Origin of the sequence: Pseudomonas sp. R3-18-08, from assembly GCF_003852065.1 — a bacterium.
Taxonomy (GTDB): domain Bacteria; phylum Pseudomonadota; class Gammaproteobacteria; order Pseudomonadales; family Pseudomonadaceae; genus Aquipseudomonas.
Genome location: NZ_CP027729.1, coordinates 4,758,814 through 4,774,374, shown reverse-complemented (window position 1 = coordinate 4,774,374; position 15,561 = coordinate 4,758,814). Strand labels below are relative to the sequence as shown.

Genomic DNA, 15,561 nt, shown 5'->3' with positions numbered 1-15,561 from the left:
TTAGTTGGCACGATTACTGAGTACCTGAGGGCAACGAATGAAAAGACCCAGGAGTCTCCCATGCTGAGCGCCCAAGACCGTGCCATCGTCAAATCCACTGTGCCCCTGCTGGAAAGCGGTGGCGAAGCGTTGATCACCCATTTCTACCGCATGATGCTGTCCGAATACCCCGAAGTTCGCCCTCTGTTCAACCAGGCCCACCAGGCCAGCGGCGACCAGCCGCGCGCCTTGGCCAATGGCGTACTGATGTACGCGCGGCATATCGACCAGTTGGACCAGTTGGGCGACCTGGTAGCCAAAATCATCAACAAGCACGTGGCCCTGCAGATCCTGCCGGAACACTACCCGATCGTGGGGGCCTGCCTGCTGCGGGCGATCTGCGAAGTGCTCGGCAGCGAGATTGCCACGCCTGAGGTGATGAGCGCCTGGGGCGCGGCGTATGGGCAGTTGGCGGATATCCTGATCGGTGCCGAAGCGGCTATCTACGACGAAAAAGCCCAGGCGCCCGGCGGCTGGCGCGGTGCGCGGCCGTTCCGGTTGGTCAAGCGCGTGGAGGAGAGCAACGAGATCACCTCGTTCTACTTCGCCCCGGTGGACAACGGCCCGATCCTCAGCGCTGCGCCCGGCCAATACATCGGCATGAAGCTGGTGCTCGACGGCGAGGAAGTCCGTCGCAACTATTCCCTGTCGGCCCTGAGCAATGACGGCCTGTACCGCATCAGCGTCAAGCGCGAAGCCGGTGGGCGAGTGTCCAACTATTTGCATGACCAGTTGCACGTCGGCGCGACCCTTGACCTGTTCCCGCCCTCGGGCGAGTTCACCCTGGCCGCCGGCGACAAGCCGCTGGTGCTGATCAGCGGCGGGGTAGGCATTACCCCGACCCTGGCGATGCTCGAAGCGGCCCTGGCTACCGAGCGCCCGGTGCACTTTATCCACTGCGCGCGCAACGGTGCGGTGCATGCGTTCCGGGACTGGGTAGACGCGCTGGCGGCGAGGCACCCGCAGCTCAAGCGCTTCTACTGCTATGCCGAGGATGACGGCGTAAGCCCGGCGGCGGACAAGGTCGGCCTGCTGAGCCAGGATCAACTGGCGGCGTGGCTGCCCGAGGCGCGCGACATCGATGCGTACTTCCTGGGGCCTAAAGGCTTCATGGCGGCGATCAAGCGGCACCTCAAGGCCCTGGGTGTGCCCGAGAAACAAAGCCGCTACGAATTCTTCGGCCCGGCTGCTGCCCTGGAGTAAGCTGCTTCACAGCAACAGTGAACCAGTGTGGGAGGGGGCTTGCTCCCGATAGCGGTATGTCAGTGACAGCCAAGCTGACTGATCCACCGCTATCGGGAGCAAGCCCCCTCCCACATTTAGCTCTTCATTTTTCCTGATTAATCCGTTGTTAACCTCTCTCTGTTTTAACGGGTGCCTGTGTGTAAACTTGTTGCCATTGGGCAAACAGACAAAGGAAACCAGAGATGAGTGACGATTTGCGTTTGGGCAGGGAGCGGCGCTTTCTGGTGTTGCTGGGCATCATCTGCCTGGCGCTGATCGGTGGAGCGCTGTACATGCAAGTAGTGCTGGGCGAAGCGCCGTGCCCACTGTGCATCCTGCAACGCTATGCCTTGCTGTTGATCGCGATCTTCGCGTTCCTCGGCGCTGCCATGCGCAGCAAGGGGGCGGTAACGTTCTTTGAAGGGCTGGTGGTCCTCAGCGCCCTGGGCGGTGTGGCCGCTGCCGGTCATCATGTGTACACCCAGTTCTTCCCTCAGGTCAGCTGCGGCATCGATGTGCTGCAGCCGATCGTCGATGACCTGCCCCTGGCCAAAGTGTTTCCCCTGGGCTTTCAGGTCGATGGTTTCTGCAGCACGCCCTATCCGCCGATCCTCGGCCTGTCCCTGGCGCAATGGGCGTTGGTCGCGTTCGTGCTGACGGCGATCCTGGTGCCCCTGTGCATCTATCGTAATCGTCACCCCAAAGGCCTGAACCCGTTCACAAAAACGCCCCGGTCTCCTTGAGTGAAGGCCGGGGCGTTTTTGTGTGTAGGGATTTGTGAAAGAGCCGTGACGAGCGGCAATGAATAGTGCGCGCAGCGTGCGACATGTTGTCACACGGAGGCGGTCGCAGGGCATTTCTGAATGGCCGAACCGGCTGCCGAATTTGCATCCGGGGCACAAAACGTGCTGTCAATTCGTGGTTTGAAAGACACCGCCGGGCGCGTGAGGTTTGAGCCCATGAGTGCTCTGCAAATGCCTTGTTTTATGGGGACTTTACCTCGTTTGCCATACCCTTACAGAGCGTAAGGGGAGTGGCAATCTGCCCAATAACAGCGCAATTTTTGTGGTTTTTGTTGAGAATTGAACGCGATAACATCGCGAACCCTTGCGGGAATGGTGAAGTATTATTGCTGTAATCGATAAAAATTATTTCTTTATCAGACATGGTTTATACATCGCTAGCTAACTACAATCGCCCGCACTGAATGTCCGGTGCTGTTCAATATTTGAGCATTGGAGCGGTCGAGGAGCAGATGGAAGGCTCTGTGCGATCCCAGGTTCCGGCAGCCTTTCAACTTTCCGCACCAAATGGAATTGGTCTGTAACAAGGCCTTTAGCCACGAAATCGAATAAGAACTCACCGCAGGTCCGTGCGACGTACAGCTATGACGTAACGGGCAGGCTCTTATTCAATCGAAGAGAAATGCCAACCCTTGGCAGGGTGAAGTGTTGGCGATCAAAACCCAACTGCATTGCGCAAGCTGCTTTAGAGGTCGTGAGATGAGTAAAAACAGGTACCCCCGATTACTAGGCTTTTTGCCGCTGCTTGGCATGATGTTAATGCTGGGAGGCTGCAAGTGGACCTTGCTCGACCCAAAAGGACAGGTCGGTCTGGATGAACGAAACCTGATCATCACCGCCACCCTGCTGATGCTGCTGGTCGTGATCCCTGTGATCATCATGACCTTCGCCTTCGCCTGGAAATACCGCGCGTCCAACACCAGCGCTACCTACGCGCCGAAGTGGTCGCACTCCACCAAGATCGAAATCGCGGTGTGGCTGGTCCCGATCCTCATCATCATTGCCCTGGGTTATGTGACCTACAAGTCCACCCATGCACTGGACCCGTACCGTCCGCTGGAATCCGACGTCAAGCCGATCAACATCGAAGTGGTCGCGCTGGACTGGAAGTGGCTGTTTATCTACCCGGACCTGGGTATCGCCACTGTGAACCAGATCCGGTTCCCGGAGCACACTCCGCTTAACTTCAAGATCACCTCCGACGCCGTGATGAACTCGTTCTTCATCCCAGCCCTGGGCGGCCAGATCTATGCGATGGCAGGCATGCAGACCAAGCTGCACCTGATCGCCAACCAGAAAGCTGAAATGGAAGGCATCTCCGCCAACTACAGCGGTGCTGGCTTCACCGGCATGAAATTCAAAGCGATCTCGACGAGCCAGGAAGAATTTGACGCCTGGGTAGCCGAAGTCAAGGCCGCACCTAAACAGCTTGATCAAGCTGAATACGACGCCCTGACCAAACCAAGCCAGAACAACCCTGTCGCCCTGTACTCCGCGTTTGAGCCGAACCTGTTTCAGAAAATCGTCGACAAGTACGAAGGTATGAAGCCAGGCAAACCGGTCAAGCACGAGAAGAAAGAAGTGGCCGTGGTTGAAGGTTCTGACACAGGCGCGCATTCAACTGCTGGGGCAGAGGAGTAAACGATGTTTGGTAAATTAAGTTGGGACGCGGTCCCATTCCACGAGCCGATCGTGATGGTGACCATCGCCATGATCGCGCTGGGTGGTCTGGCACTGTTTGCGGGTATCACGTACTTCAAGAAGTGGACCTACCTGTGGACCGAGTGGCTGACTTCGGTCGACCACAAGAAAATCGGCGTCATGTACGTCATCGTTGCCATGGTCATGCTGCTGCGTGGTTTTGCCGACGCCATCATGATGCGTACCCAGTTGGCCATGGCCACCGAGGGTTCGCCTGGCTACCTGCCACCTGAACACTATGACCAGATCTTCACCGCCCACGGTGTGATCATGATCATCTTCATGGCGATGCCATTCTTCACCGGCTTGATGAACCTGGCCTTGCCGCTGCAGATCGGTGCGCGTGACGTTGCCTACCCGTTCCTGAACTCCCTGAGCTTCTGGCTGCTGGTATCGGGCGTTGTGCTGATCAACGTGTCCCTGGGCGTCGGCGAATTCGCCAAGACCGGTTGGGTTGCGTATCCGCCATTGTCGGGCCTGCAATACAGTCCGGGCGTGGGTGTGGACTACTACATCTGGGCGCTACAGTTATCAGGACTCGGGACGACATTGACGGGGGTCAACTTCCTGGCCACCGTGCTGAAAATGCGCGCCCCTGGCATGAAACTGATGGACATGCCGATCTTCACCTGGACCTGCACCTGGGCAAACGTGCTGATCGTGGCTTCGTTCCCGATCCTGGCCGCTACCATGGCGCTGCTGTCGCTTGACCGTTACCTGGATTTCCACATTTTCACCAATGAACTTGGTGGCAATCCAATGATGTACGTGAACCTGTTCTGGGCATGGGGGCACCCTGAGGTGTACATCCTGATCCTGCCAGCGTTCGGTATCTTCTCCGAAGTGATCTCGACCTTTACCGGCAAGCGCCTGTTCGGTCACCACTCGATGGTTTATGCATCGGGCGCGATCTCGGTACTGGGCTTCATGGTGTGGCTGCACCACTTCTTCACCATGGGTTCGGGGGCCAGCGTCAACGCCTTCTTCGGCCTGGCGACGATGCTGATTTCCATCCCGACGGGGGTGAAGCTATTCAACTGGCTGTTCACCATCTACCACGGTCGTCTGCGCATGACCAGCCAGGTCCTGTGGACTCTGGGCTTCATGGTGACCTTCGCCATCGGCGGCATGACCGGCGTACTGCTGGCCATCCCGGGTGCTGACTTCGTGCTGCACAACAGCCTGTTCGTGATCGCTCACTTCCACAACGTGATCATCGGTGGTGCGGTATTCGGCTACATCGCTGGTTTCAGCTTCTACTTCCCGAAAGCGTTCGGCTTCAAGCTGCACGAAGGTTGGGGCAAGGCTGCATTCTGGTTCTGGATCTCGGGCTTCTTCGTCGCGTTCATGCCGCTCTATGCACTGGGCTTCATGGGCATGACCCGTCGTCTGAACGCCACCACCAACCCTGAGTGGGTGCCGTACCTGTACGTCGCCATGTTCGGTGCGGTGATGATCGCTGTGGGCATCGCCTGCCAGCTGATCCAGCTGTATGTCAGCGTGCGTGATCGCAAGCAGAACCTGTGCGAATCGGGCGACCCGTGGAATGGCCACACCCTGGAATGGTCGACCTCGTCGCCACCGCCGTTCTACAACTTCGCCGTGATTCCTACCGCGAACACCATCGATGCGTTCACCGAAGCCAAGGAAGACGGTACTGCGTACCAGCAACCCAAGCACTACGAGCCGATCCACATGCCAAACAACACCGCCACTGGCGTGGTGATGGGTGCGCTGTTGACCGTGTTCGGTTTCGCGATGATCTGGCACATCTGGTGGCTGGCAATCGCGAGCCTGGTGGGCACTATCGGTTACTTCATCATTCACGCTGCCCGTGATGATCAAGGCTACATGGTGCCGGTCGAAACGATCGAACGCATCGAAGCCGAGCAGCACGCTCGCCTGGTAGCCGAGAAGAAGATCCCGGCCAACCGTGTAGAAACCTCGTTGGAACAGGCTTAAACCATGTCGAACTTAGTGACCAATGCTGGACACGCCCATGTCGATGACCATGGGCACGATGACCATCACCACGACTCGGGGCCAATAACCGTCTTCGGTTTCTGGCTCTACCTGATGACCGACTGCATCTTGTTTGCGTCGATCTTCGCGGTGTACGCGGTACTGGTAAACAACGTAGCGGGTGGCCCGTCGGGCCACGACATCTTCGAACTGCCTTACGTGCTCGGCGAAACCGCCTTGCTGTTGTTCAGCTCGATCACCTACGGCTTCGCCATGTTGGCCTTCTACAAGGGCAACAAGAAAGGCGTACTGAGCTGGTTGGCACTGACCTTCCTGTTCGGCCTGGGCTTCATCGGCATGGAGATCAACGAGTTCCACCTGCTGATCTCCGAAGGCTACGGCCCGCACCGTTCCGGTTTCCTGTCGGCGTTCTTCACGCTGGTCGGTACCCACGGTCTGCACGTATCCGCCGGCCTGCTGTGGATGGCGGTGATGATGTATCAGGTTAATAAGCACGGCCTGACCAACACCAACAAGACCCGCCTGAGCTGCCTGAGCCTGTTCTGGCACTTCCTGGACGTGGTCTGGATCTGCGTATTCACCGTCGTTTACTTGATGGGGACTCTGTAATGGCTAATGCACACTCCCATGACAGCCACGATTCAAGCCACGGCAGCGTAAAGTCTTACGCCATCGGCTTTATCCTGTCGGTCATCCTGACCCTGATCCCGTTCGGCCTGGTGATGTACCCAACCCTGCCGAAGTCGATCACCTTGATGATCGTGTTGGCGTTCGCGGTGATTCAGGTCCTGGTTCACCTGGTGTACTTCCTGCACCTGGACCGTTCCAAAGAGCAGCGCGAGAACGTGATTGCGTTCGTGTTCGCAGGCCTGGTGATCGTTCTGCTGGTTGGTCTGTCGCTGTGGATCATGTTCAGCATCCACACCTACATGATGGCGAAGTGAGGTAAAACCCGATGTCGCTTAAGCACTTTATCCAAATCACCAAACCGGGGATCATTTTCGGTAACGTGCTTTCTGTGGCGGGCGGTTTCTTCCTGGCCTCCAAGGGACATGTTGATCTGGCCATCTTCCTGGCTGCAATGATCGGCACGTCCCTGGTGGTAGCTTCCGGATGCGTGTTCAACAACTGCATCGACCGTGACATCGACGTCAAGATGGAGCGCACCAAGAATCGCGTGCTGGTCCAGGGCCTTATCTCCCTGAAGCTGGCACTGATCTTCGCGACCGTCCTGGGTGTTGCGGGCGTGGTGTTGTTGTACAAGGTGGCCAACCCGTTGGCGGCGCTGTTTGCCGTAATCGGTTTTGTCATCTACGTCGGCCTCTACAGCCTCTACCTCAAGCGCAAGTCGGTACACGGCACGCTGGTGGGCAGTCTGTCGGGGGCGATGCCGCCGGTGATTGGTTATGTGGCTGTAACCAATAGCTTCGACATGGCCGCGCTGGTGCTGCTGGTGATGTTCAGCCTGTGGCAGATGCCGCATTCCTACGCCATCGCGATTTTCCGCTTCAATGACTACCTGGCTGCGTCGATTCCGGTTCTGCCGGTCAAGCGTGGCATCCAGGTGGCCAAGAAACACATCCTGCTCTACATCCTGGCCTTCCTCGTGGCGACCTTGATGTTGACCTTCAGCGGCTACGCCGGCATGAGCTACCTCGCCGTCGCCGCGGCCATGGGCATGTACTGGTTGTACATGGCCTGGACCGGCTACAAGGCGGTGGATGACACCGTCTGGGCGCGCAAGCTGTTCGTGTTCTCGATCTTCACCATCACCGCGCTCAGCGTGATGATGTCCCTGGATTTCCAAGTGCCGAAAGAGCTGTTGCTGACGTACGCGCCCTGAGTGGTCTGGCAGTGAAAAACCCCGCCTTCGAAAGAGCGCGGGGTTTTTTATTGAGTGGCCTTTAAACTATTCCCCATTCTTCGAAGGCAGGAAGCAAAGCAATGAGTAAAAAAGCCGTGATGGTGTTCAGTGGCGGGCAGGATTCGACCACCTGCCTGATCCAGGCGCTGAAGCTGTATGACGAAGTGCACTGCATCACCTTCGATTATGGTCAGCGCCATGTGGCGGAAATCGAAGTCGCCCAGAAGTTGGCCAAGCAATTGGGCGCCACCGTGCACAAAGTGATGGACGTGTCGCTGCTCAATGAGCTGGCGATCAGCAGCCTCACCCGTGACAACATTCCGGTGCCGACCGTGAACAGCTCGGGCGAAAGCCTGCCGAGCACTTTCGTACCGGGGCGCAACATCCTGTTCCTGACCCTGGCCGCGATCTACGCCTATCAAGTGAAGGCTGAGACCGTCATCACCGGCGTGTGCGAAACCGACTTCTCGGGTTACCCGGATTGCCGTGACGAGTTCGTCAAGGCGCTGAACCAGGCCCTCAAGCTGGGCATGGAATACGACGTGCGCCTCGACACCCCGTTGATGTGGCTGAACAAGGCCGAGACCTGGGCCCTGGCCGATTACCACGGGCAACTGGAGCTGGTGCGCGAGCAGACCCTGACCTGCTACAACGGCGTCATTGGCACCGGCTGTGGCGAGTGTGACGCGTGCAACCTGCGCGCGCGGGGCTTGAATGAGTACTTGCAGAACAAGGCGGATGTGATGCAAAGCCTGAAGCACAAGTTGCAGTTGAAATAACTCGATCCAGAGCCAGGTGAGGTCTACCTGATAGAGGCCGATCAAAGTGTGGGAGGGGGCAAGCCCCAATGAGGCAGTGTCAGTGAATGCCTGTGTAACTGACACACCGCCATCGGGAGCAAGTCGAATCGTCGCACCGCCCCTCCCACATAAGTTTCGCGGTAGGGCCCTGAACCTGTGGCGGCTCAGGAGTCGAAGCCTCGCTAACTGACACCCCGCGTTCCAAATGTGGGAGGGGGCTTGCTCCCGATGGCGGCCTGACAGCCGACCAGGATGCTGAATCAGAGCGAGTACATATCCGTTGCTGCGGTAACGGCGGCTAACCCGGTGGTGCTAAATCAGGCGACATTTTCCTCGTCATACTCTTCTGTATGACCCGTACGAATCCCCCGTCCGCCTACAAGGAGTAGTCACCATGGTCAGCGTCAGTCGTCGATCCCTTCTCGCCCTGGGCGCGGCCTTGCCTGTGCTCGGGCATCTCGATTGGGCCGTCGCAAGCCCTGCGCCGGCGGCCTCTGACGATGTATTGCTCAACTACAACGAAAGCCCTTACGGGCCGTCGAAAGCGGCGCTTGAGGCGATGCAGCGTGGTAGTGCGGCAGCCGGGCGTTATCCCTACCCGCACATGTACGCGCTGGCTGCGCTGTTTGCCCAGCAGCAAGGCATCAGCGAAGACAATGTGGCGGTGTTTGCCGGCTCCATGGCCGCGTTGCGCTATGCCGTATTGGCATTCACCCACCCAACCCGTGGCCTGGTGATGGCCACGCCGTCCTATGAAGTTCCGCGCCAGGCGGCCGAATCGAACAAGGCGCCGGTACGCGAAGTCAGCCTCGATGCCCAGCATGCCCATGATGTACCGGCGATGCTCGCGGCTGATCCCCAGGCCGGCATGCTGTACCTGTGCAACCCCAATAACCCGACCGGCACCCTGACGCCGACCGAGGCTATCCGTCAGGCGCTGGAGAACAAACCCAAAGGCAGCGTGCTGGTGGTGGACGAAGCCTATATCGACTTCTGCGACGCTCCCAGTTGCGTGAGTTGGATCAAGGACCATGACGATCTGCTGGTACTGCGCACCTTCTCGAAAATTTACGGCATGGCCGGTGCGCGCCTCGGTTTGGCGATCGGCCATCCCTCGCTGCTGGAGCGCCTCGCGGTGTTTGGCGGCGACAATGTGCCGGCCGGTGCCAGCCTGCTGGGTGCCCATGCCAGCCTGGAAGACGTCAAGCTGCTGGGCCAGCGCAAGGCGCTCAATGCCGGCGTGCGTGACGAGACCATCGCTTGGCTGAAAGGCCGGGGCTATAGCTGCACGGCGTCCCAGAGCAATTGCTTCATGATCGACGTGAAGCAGCCGGCAGAGCAGGTGGTTGCCCGCCTGGCTGCACAAAATGTGCTGGTAGGGCGCGTCTGGAAGGATTGGCCGCAGTGGGTGCGGGTGACGGTAGGTAATAAGCAGCAAATGCAGCGGTTTCGCGAGGTGTTTGCGACACAGATAGCCTGACCAGACACTGCTGCGCCTGCTCGCGGTCGGTTCAGCGCTGGAAGCACTGGACAAGGTTGGTAGGCATGTTTCATTCTTCCCTGGTATAGAGGAATTTTCCTACGGTGTAGGTCGATTTTGATCGGAAGCTTACGGATTGAAGCACTCCGGTCAGGTCGCTAACCTCACCCGTTGTCACTCATCAGGGACGATAGTCATGCGAAGCGATGGTCAAGCCAATAACAATACGCTCATGCAGCCCACCGATGTGCGCCAATTGCTCGATGTTGAGCTGAGCCGACGCGGCCTCGGGCATTTCGAGGTCTATCAATGTGGGCCGACGCTGGATGAAGCGGAAATCATCACTAACTACCCCGACGCGCTGGACCGTGGTGACGCTGCAGATGACTTTTACCAACGCGGTCAATTGCTGTCCTTGTCCAAACGCCGCATAAAACCGTTTTTCTGGAGCGATGAAAACATCCTTGCGCCCGCTGCAGACGCGGTCCCGGTGCCAGGGCCCTGTGCCCCCGTGGGCGAGGGCGCCAGTTTTATCGTGCATGGTAATCGGGGCTTCTATTCCATCCTCAACCTGTGCAGCTTTGGCGAACATCAACAGTTTCGCGAGCGAGTGCTGGCCAACAAAAGTGAACTGCAGATGCTGCTGGTCTCGGTTTACGACGAGGCGTTGGAAAGCACCACCGTGCTCCCTCCGGTTGTACCGGAAACCGTGCTGACACCTCGGGAAACGCAGGTGTTGTCCTGGACCAGTCAGGGCAAGACCTATAACGAAATAGCGCTCCTGGTCTCAATGAGCCCGCGTACGGTCAAGTTCCATATGAAGAATATCTTCAGCAAGCTGAATGTGCCCAACGGCAAGTCCGCCATTCGCAAAGCCTTGCAGCTGGGCTATATCCGCGAACAGGCCTGATTCGCCGGCACTTCTTCTTTAATTGCCACGCCCGCCCGTGATTTTTTACCGGCGGGCGTGCGCGTGCGCGTGTGATTTGGCGCTACCTGTCTAAAAGGGCAGCTTGTTCACTTCCAAGCGGTGCTTTAGTTTTTTTGCAGCCAATGAGTTTAGCTCAGGCAAAAAAAACAATAGCCGCAACATCCCAAAAAATCATCGTCGCTCTAGGCGATAGGCGTGTTGCAGCGTGCCGCTTAATTATGGAGTGATTATGCTGGTCGATAAAAACAAAGAGCCAGGTGGCCAAAACGCTGCGGGTATTTCCCGTGAAACCTTCGGGATGCTCAAGCACCTGTGCAAGAAAGATAACTACCATTGGGCCATCGCACTGGGTAAGGATTATTCAATCATCGCCTTTGCCATTTATTTGTCCGTGGGCGTCAGCTATTGGTTTTATCCCGTTTCGCTGTTTCTCATCGGCACCACTCAACGTGCCCTGGCGAACGTGTTGCACGAGTCAAGTCACAAACTGTTGGCGAAAAACCGGGCGATCAACTGGTTTGCCGGTACCTTTCTCTCGGGGTACCTGATCTTCCATCTTTACCAGTCCTACAGCACCTCGCACGTCAAAAACCACCATGTGCACCTGGGGCACCCGGAAAAAGACCCGGACTACAATTTCCATCTCAAGTGCGGCCTGTACGACCTCCAGCAAAGCGAGCGCGAGTTCTTCCTGAAGAACGTGGTGATGGCGTTATCGGGTTACCGCACCCTTCAATACATCAAGTACATCGTCAAGGACCGGCTCCAGGGCCAGGACGCACGCATCCGCAAGGAACGCGTGCTGATGTGGGCCTACTGGGCAGTGATTTTTGCAGTGGTTGCCTGGTTTGGCCTTGCGGTTGAACTGGTGCTGTTCTGGTTCGTGCCGCTGTTCACCACCGCCGTGGCCGTGGGCTGGATCATCGAGCTGGCCGAGCACTATCCGTTGCCCGCCGTTGAAAGCGAAAAGCTGCTGTTAACCCGTAACCGTAAAGGCAACGCGCTGGAAAACTTCTTTTTCGGCCGCCACGACGATAACTACCACCTTGTGCACCACCTGCACCCGTCGATTCCCCATTGGAACATGCGCAAGGCCCATAAGCTGCTGATGTCGCACCCCGAGTACGCACGCTGGGACAACCTGTGGGCGGGGATTTTTACCCGTGACCGGCATAGCCGCCACAAGGAAACCCTGCTCAGCTACGCGGCCAAATTCCGCGCCCACAAGATCGCCAACCACACCGACGATTCGAGTTTCGCACGTCGCATGCTCAACCAGTCCTACGGGGTTTAATGCCATGAACACGACAGATAACAGCCTGCTGGCAACCCTGGCTCTGAAGAAACTGGCGGCGAACAAGACCTATCGCGACTTGTTCCTGGAGAGCGAGACGCTGCGTGATTTCCTGCGACCTGCGGCGCTTCGCTACATCATTTCCGAAGATCGCCTGGAGATGCTCGACAAGCTTGGGGCCCTGTTGGCCAAAGGCTATCGCACCGGTGTCGAGTTCGTCGGCGAGGAAGCGACGACGCTGGCCGAGGTGACCACGGCAACCGATGAATACCTGCAGCTGATCGACTTGATCGCCCAGCATCCCAAGCTCGGCGAACCTCCTCAGTTGGGGTTCGATTTGTCGAACGTCGGTACCATCATTTCCCGCGAGCTGGCAGTCGAGAACTGCTCGAAGATCCTGGCCCATGCAGCCGATAAGGATGTCGGCGTGATCATCAGCATGGAGCGCTCCCAATGGACGGATTCGATCCTCGAGATCTTCCTGCACCTGAGCGGGCGTTTTCCCAACGTGGGCATCACCCTTCAGGCGCAGTTGAACCGAACCCCGGATGACCTGGGAGCGGTGCTGGAAACCGGCTGCAAGGTGCGCCTGGTCAAAGGCGTCTATGCTGAGCCTGCCGCCATTGCCTTGCCCCGTGGCGAGGCGCTCAACGAGCGTTACCTGGGGCTGCTGGACCGGATCAATGGTGGCCGCGGGCAGTTTGCTTTCGCCACCCAGGACCCGCTGCTGGTTGAGGAAATCCTCACCAGCCACATCGCCGACCGAGGTGAGCTGGAGATGCTCCACGGCGTGCGCCCTGAGCTGATCAAGGCGGTAAAAGACCAGGGCCAGGTCAAGGCCCGGGTGTCGGCGGTTTACGGCACCAACTGGTACTTGCACCTGTTGCACCGTGTGGCTGAGTTTCCGCAGAACATTTTCCTGGCGCTGGATGACGTGGCTTCGCCACGGGCCTCTGAAACCGCCACTCATTACTGAAAAGGACATTCTTATGAAGCAGTACGTCGCATTGGTGGATGTCTACTCGAGCGGTAATTTCCTGCCGCAGTATTTCCGGGATGCCGGTTTCAGCCTGATCCATGTACAGAGTACACCCGAGCTGATGCCAAGCATGCTCGGGCCGAACCTGTCTGAGTTCGAGCACAACCTGGCACTCAACGACAACGCCGAGGATATAGTGCGACGCTTGCGTGAGTTCAACGTAGTCGCCGTCATTGCCGGCCAGGAGCCTGGCGTGCCATTCGCCGATTACTTGAGTGAACAGTTGCAACTGTCCACCTCCAACGGCAGTGCAGGCTCACGTGCTCGCCGCGACAAGTTTGAGATGATCAACAAAGTCGCCGCCGCAGCCCTGTTGACCGCACGCCAGATCAAATCCTCGGACCCCGCCGAACTGCTGGCCTGGGTCGAGGCCGGTCAGGTATTTCCCTGCGTGATTAAACCGCTGAGTTCGGCATCTACCGACGGGGTTTCGATCTGCCACAACCTCGAGGACGTCAAGCGCGCCTGTGAGGAGGTGGTGTCCAACCCGGATATCTTCGGCCTGCCCAACACGGAAATTCTTTGTCAGTCTTACCTCAAGGGCCCGGAGTACATCGTCGATACCGTCAGCCGCGATGGGCAGACTTACGTGTGCGGGATCTGGCGCTATGTGAAGCGTGAAATCAGCGGCGGCAAGAACATCTACGACCGCGACGTGCTGATTGCCCCGGACAGCGCCGAGGCCAACGTGCTGGTGGACTACATCGTGAAGGCGCTCAAGGCGCTGGGTATCGATAACGGCCCGGCCCATTCGGAAGTGATCCTCACCGAAGCCGGCCCCGCGCTGGTGGAAGTCGGTGCTCGCCTGAACGGCAACATGGAACCAAGGTTCCATGACATCAGCCTGGGCGGCAACCAGGCGCAGCTCACCTACCTGGCGTACTGCGACGGTGAGGCGTTCAAGGCCAACTACGCCGGCAAGCGCTACCACAAGCTCAAGGAGGCCTGTGTCATCAACACCGACACCACGCTGCAAGGCGAGGTCACCGGCTTCAATGAATCGGCCATTCACCGGATCGAGGCGTTGCCGTCGGTGCACAAGCTGAGCGTCAAATACAAGGCCGGCAAGCTGATGAAAAAGACCGTGGACCTGCTCAGCAGCCCGTTGCGGGTGTTTCTGGTATCGGATAGCCAGGGCACTATCGACCAGGATTACGAGCAGATCCGCCAGTACAAAGACAACGTCTATGTGATTCGCTGATGATAGGCACTTATCGCGCATTGCGCGGGCTCAACGCTCGCTTGCAGTTGCTGTTCCTGATCACCCTGGTGTTCCGCATGGGCACCATGGCGTTCCCTTTCTATGCGGCTTACCTGATTCATCAGCACGCCGTGTCGGCGGCAACCGCAGGGTTGCTGGTGGGCGTTTATGGCGCGGGCGCACTGTTTGTGGACTTGATCATCGGCGGGGTGATCAAGCGGTTTTCCGCCAATCGGGTGATCCTCGGCTCGTTGCTGCTTAACGCGCTGCTGCTGCTGATCATTCCTTCGGTGGATAACACGGCGCTGCTGTTTGTGCTGTCGTTTCTATGGGGGGCCTGTTACGAGGCATTCACGCCGGCGACGTTCTCCGAAACGGTCACCCACAGCAGCAGCGAATCGCGCAAAGTGGCGTTCTCCTGCAACCGTTTGGCAATCAACATCGGCATGGCGATCGGGCCGCTGTTGGGCAGCCTGATTTTCTTGAGCAACGCCGACGCGGTGTTCTACCTCAACGCGGCGTTGTCCCTGGTGGCCTTCGTTGCCTGCCTGCGGTTCGGGCGTGCGGTGCCGGTGGCCCAAGGGGCTGCCGTCATCAGCAAGGGCAACGGCTTGCCGGAGAGCGCAGTGCACGAGCGCTCGCGCTTGCTGGTGATTTTGCTGGCGGCATTGCCGGTGCACGTGGCCTATGCGCTGCCGCCGACGTTTTTGTCGGCCTACATCATCAATTACACCGAGTTGCCGGCGTACTACGTCGGGATCATCTTTTTCATCAATGCACTGCTGGTGATTCTGTTCGAAGTGCCGATCAACCAACGAATGTCGCACCTGTCGAGCAGCCGCTCGCTGGTGGCCGGGTTTCTCGTAGCCGGCGTGGGGTTCTTCCTGATGGGCTTCAGCCAGGTCGGCGCGCTGTTGCTGGTGGCTACGGTGCTCTGGAGCCTGGGCGAGATGATCGTCTTTCCCGGCATCACCCATTACGTCAGCAGTATCTCCAGCCGTCACACCGTGGACCGCAACCTCGGCTATTACTCGGCGGGGGTAAATATCGGCGTGATGATCACGCCTTCGCTGGCGTTCATGCTGGTGTCACAGCCCTCGCTGCCTTCGCCGTGGCTGCTGGCGGGCACGATATTGCTGCTGTTCGCGGTGGCGGTAGGCGTGATGAAAGGCTCGGCTGTCTTGTGGAACAAGGAAGCATGA

Annotated in this window: 14 protein-coding genes; all 14 read left to right on the top strand. The window is 58.3% G+C overall.

All coding sequences use genetic code 11. From position 1 onward, the window contains the following. Positions 1–60: 60 nt before the first annotated feature. Positions 61–1,242, top strand: a complete 1,182-nt coding sequence (hmpA, locus tag C4J92_RS21915; RefSeq protein WP_124405238.1) for an NO-inducible flavohemoprotein — start codon at positions 61–63, stop codon at positions 1,240–1,242. Positions 1,243–1,466: 224 nt separating this feature from the next. Beyond that, complete coding sequence (locus C4J92_RS21910; protein ID WP_124405237.1) at positions 1,467–2,006, top strand: disulfide bond formation protein B; 540 nt, start codon at positions 1,467–1,469, stop codon at positions 2,004–2,006. 759 nt (positions 2,007–2,765) lie between these two features. After that, positions 2,766–3,707 carry a ubiquinol oxidase subunit II gene (gene cyoA, locus C4J92_RS21900; protein ID WP_124359764.1) on the top strand — a complete coding sequence of 314 codons (942 nt, stop codon included), beginning with the start codon at positions 2,766–2,768 and terminating at the stop codon, positions 3,705–3,707. A 3-nt stretch (positions 3,708–3,710) separates the two neighbouring features. Next, on the top strand, positions 3,711–5,729 hold the full coding sequence (gene cyoB / locus C4J92_RS21895; RefSeq protein WP_124405236.1) for a cytochrome o ubiquinol oxidase subunit I: 2,019 nt from the start codon (positions 3,711–3,713) through the stop codon (positions 5,727–5,729). A 3-nt stretch (positions 5,730–5,732) separates the two neighbouring features. Beyond that, positions 5,733–6,359: a cytochrome o ubiquinol oxidase subunit III gene (locus C4J92_RS21890; RefSeq protein WP_057723999.1), complete on the top strand. Its 627-nt coding sequence runs from the start codon at positions 5,733–5,735 to the stop codon at positions 6,357–6,359. Then, entirely contained in the window at positions 6,359–6,694 is a 336-nt protein-coding gene (gene cyoD / locus C4J92_RS21885; RefSeq protein ID WP_003194051.1) for a cytochrome o ubiquinol oxidase subunit IV, read from the top strand. Before C4J92_RS21890 ends, cyoD begins: the two co-directional genes overlap by 1 nt. Positions 6,695–6,705: 11 nt before the next feature. Further along, on the top strand, positions 6,706–7,593 hold the full coding sequence (gene cyoE, locus C4J92_RS21880) for a heme o synthase (protein ID WP_124364341.1): 888 nt from the start codon (positions 6,706–6,708) through the stop codon (positions 7,591–7,593). A gap of 101 nt (positions 7,594–7,694) precedes the next feature. After that, positions 7,695–8,393: a 7-cyano-7-deazaguanine synthase QueC gene (gene queC, locus C4J92_RS21875; RefSeq protein ID WP_124405235.1), complete on the top strand. Its 699-nt coding sequence runs from the start codon at positions 7,695–7,697 to the stop codon at positions 8,391–8,393. Between the two features lie 415 nt (positions 8,394–8,808). Then, entirely contained in the window at positions 8,809–9,894 is a 1,086-nt protein-coding gene (locus C4J92_RS21870; RefSeq protein WP_124405234.1) for a pyridoxal phosphate-dependent aminotransferase, read from the top strand. Positions 9,895–10,090: 196 nt separating this feature from the next. Next, a complete protein-coding gene (locus C4J92_RS21865; protein ID WP_124368297.1) occupies positions 10,091–10,804 on the top strand; it encodes a helix-turn-helix transcriptional regulator in 714 nt (237 codons plus the stop codon). Positions 10,805–11,054: 250 nt separating this feature from the next. Then, positions 11,055–12,119 carry a fatty acid desaturase family protein gene (locus C4J92_RS21860; RefSeq protein ID WP_124371797.1) on the top strand — a complete coding sequence of 355 codons (1,065 nt, stop codon included), beginning with the start codon at positions 11,055–11,057 and terminating at the stop codon, positions 12,117–12,119. A gap of 4 nt (positions 12,120–12,123) precedes the next feature. After that, the gene (locus C4J92_RS21855) at positions 12,124–13,095 is read left to right on the top strand and encodes a proline dehydrogenase family protein (RefSeq protein ID WP_124405233.1); all 972 of its coding nucleotides are present in this window, start codon (positions 12,124–12,126) and stop codon (positions 13,093–13,095) included. A gap of 13 nt (positions 13,096–13,108) precedes the next feature. Beyond that, a complete protein-coding gene (locus C4J92_RS21850) occupies positions 13,109–14,359 on the top strand; it encodes an ATP-grasp domain-containing protein (RefSeq protein WP_124405232.1) in 1,251 nt (416 codons plus the stop codon). After that, on the top strand, positions 14,359–15,561 hold the full coding sequence (locus C4J92_RS21845; RefSeq protein WP_124405231.1) for an MFS transporter: 1,203 nt from the start codon (positions 14,359–14,361) through the stop codon (positions 15,559–15,561). Before C4J92_RS21850 ends, C4J92_RS21845 begins: the two co-directional genes overlap by 1 nt.

Coding starts and splice junctions, on each gene's coding strand:
- queC (WP_124405235.1), top strand. CDS start 7,695: ATGAGTAAAAAAGCCGTGATGGTGTTCAGTGGCGGGCAGGATTCGACC.
- cyoA (WP_124359764.1), top strand. CDS start 2,766: ATGAGTAAAAACAGGTACCCCCGATTACTAGGCTTTTTGCCGCTGCTT.
- C4J92_RS21850 (WP_124405232.1), top strand. CDS start 13,109: ATGAAGCAGTACGTCGCATTGGTGGATGTCTACTCGAGCGGTAATTTC.
- C4J92_RS21870 (WP_124405234.1), top strand. CDS start 8,809: ATGGTCAGCGTCAGTCGTCGATCCCTTCTCGCCCTGGGCGCGGCCTTG.
- C4J92_RS21910 (WP_124405237.1), top strand. CDS start 1,467: ATGAGTGACGATTTGCGTTTGGGCAGGGAGCGGCGCTTTCTGGTGTTG.
- C4J92_RS21855 (WP_124405233.1), top strand. CDS start 12,124: ATGAACACGACAGATAACAGCCTGCTGGCAACCCTGGCTCTGAAGAAA.
- hmpA (WP_124405238.1), top strand. CDS start 61: ATGCTGAGCGCCCAAGACCGTGCCATCGTCAAATCCACTGTGCCCCTG.
- cyoE (WP_124364341.1), top strand. CDS start 6,706: ATGTCGCTTAAGCACTTTATCCAAATCACCAAACCGGGGATCATTTTC.
- cyoD (WP_003194051.1), top strand. CDS start 6,359: ATGGCTAATGCACACTCCCATGACAGCCACGATTCAAGCCACGGCAGC.
- cyoB (WP_124405236.1), top strand. CDS start 3,711: ATGTTTGGTAAATTAAGTTGGGACGCGGTCCCATTCCACGAGCCGATC.
- C4J92_RS21865 (WP_124368297.1), top strand. CDS start 10,091: ATGCGAAGCGATGGTCAAGCCAATAACAATACGCTCATGCAGCCCACC.
- C4J92_RS21845 (WP_124405231.1), top strand. CDS start 14,359: ATGATAGGCACTTATCGCGCATTGCGCGGGCTCAACGCTCGCTTGCAG.
- C4J92_RS21860 (WP_124371797.1), top strand. CDS start 11,055: ATGCTGGTCGATAAAAACAAAGAGCCAGGTGGCCAAAACGCTGCGGGT.
- C4J92_RS21890 (WP_057723999.1), top strand. CDS start 5,733: ATGTCGAACTTAGTGACCAATGCTGGACACGCCCATGTCGATGACCAT.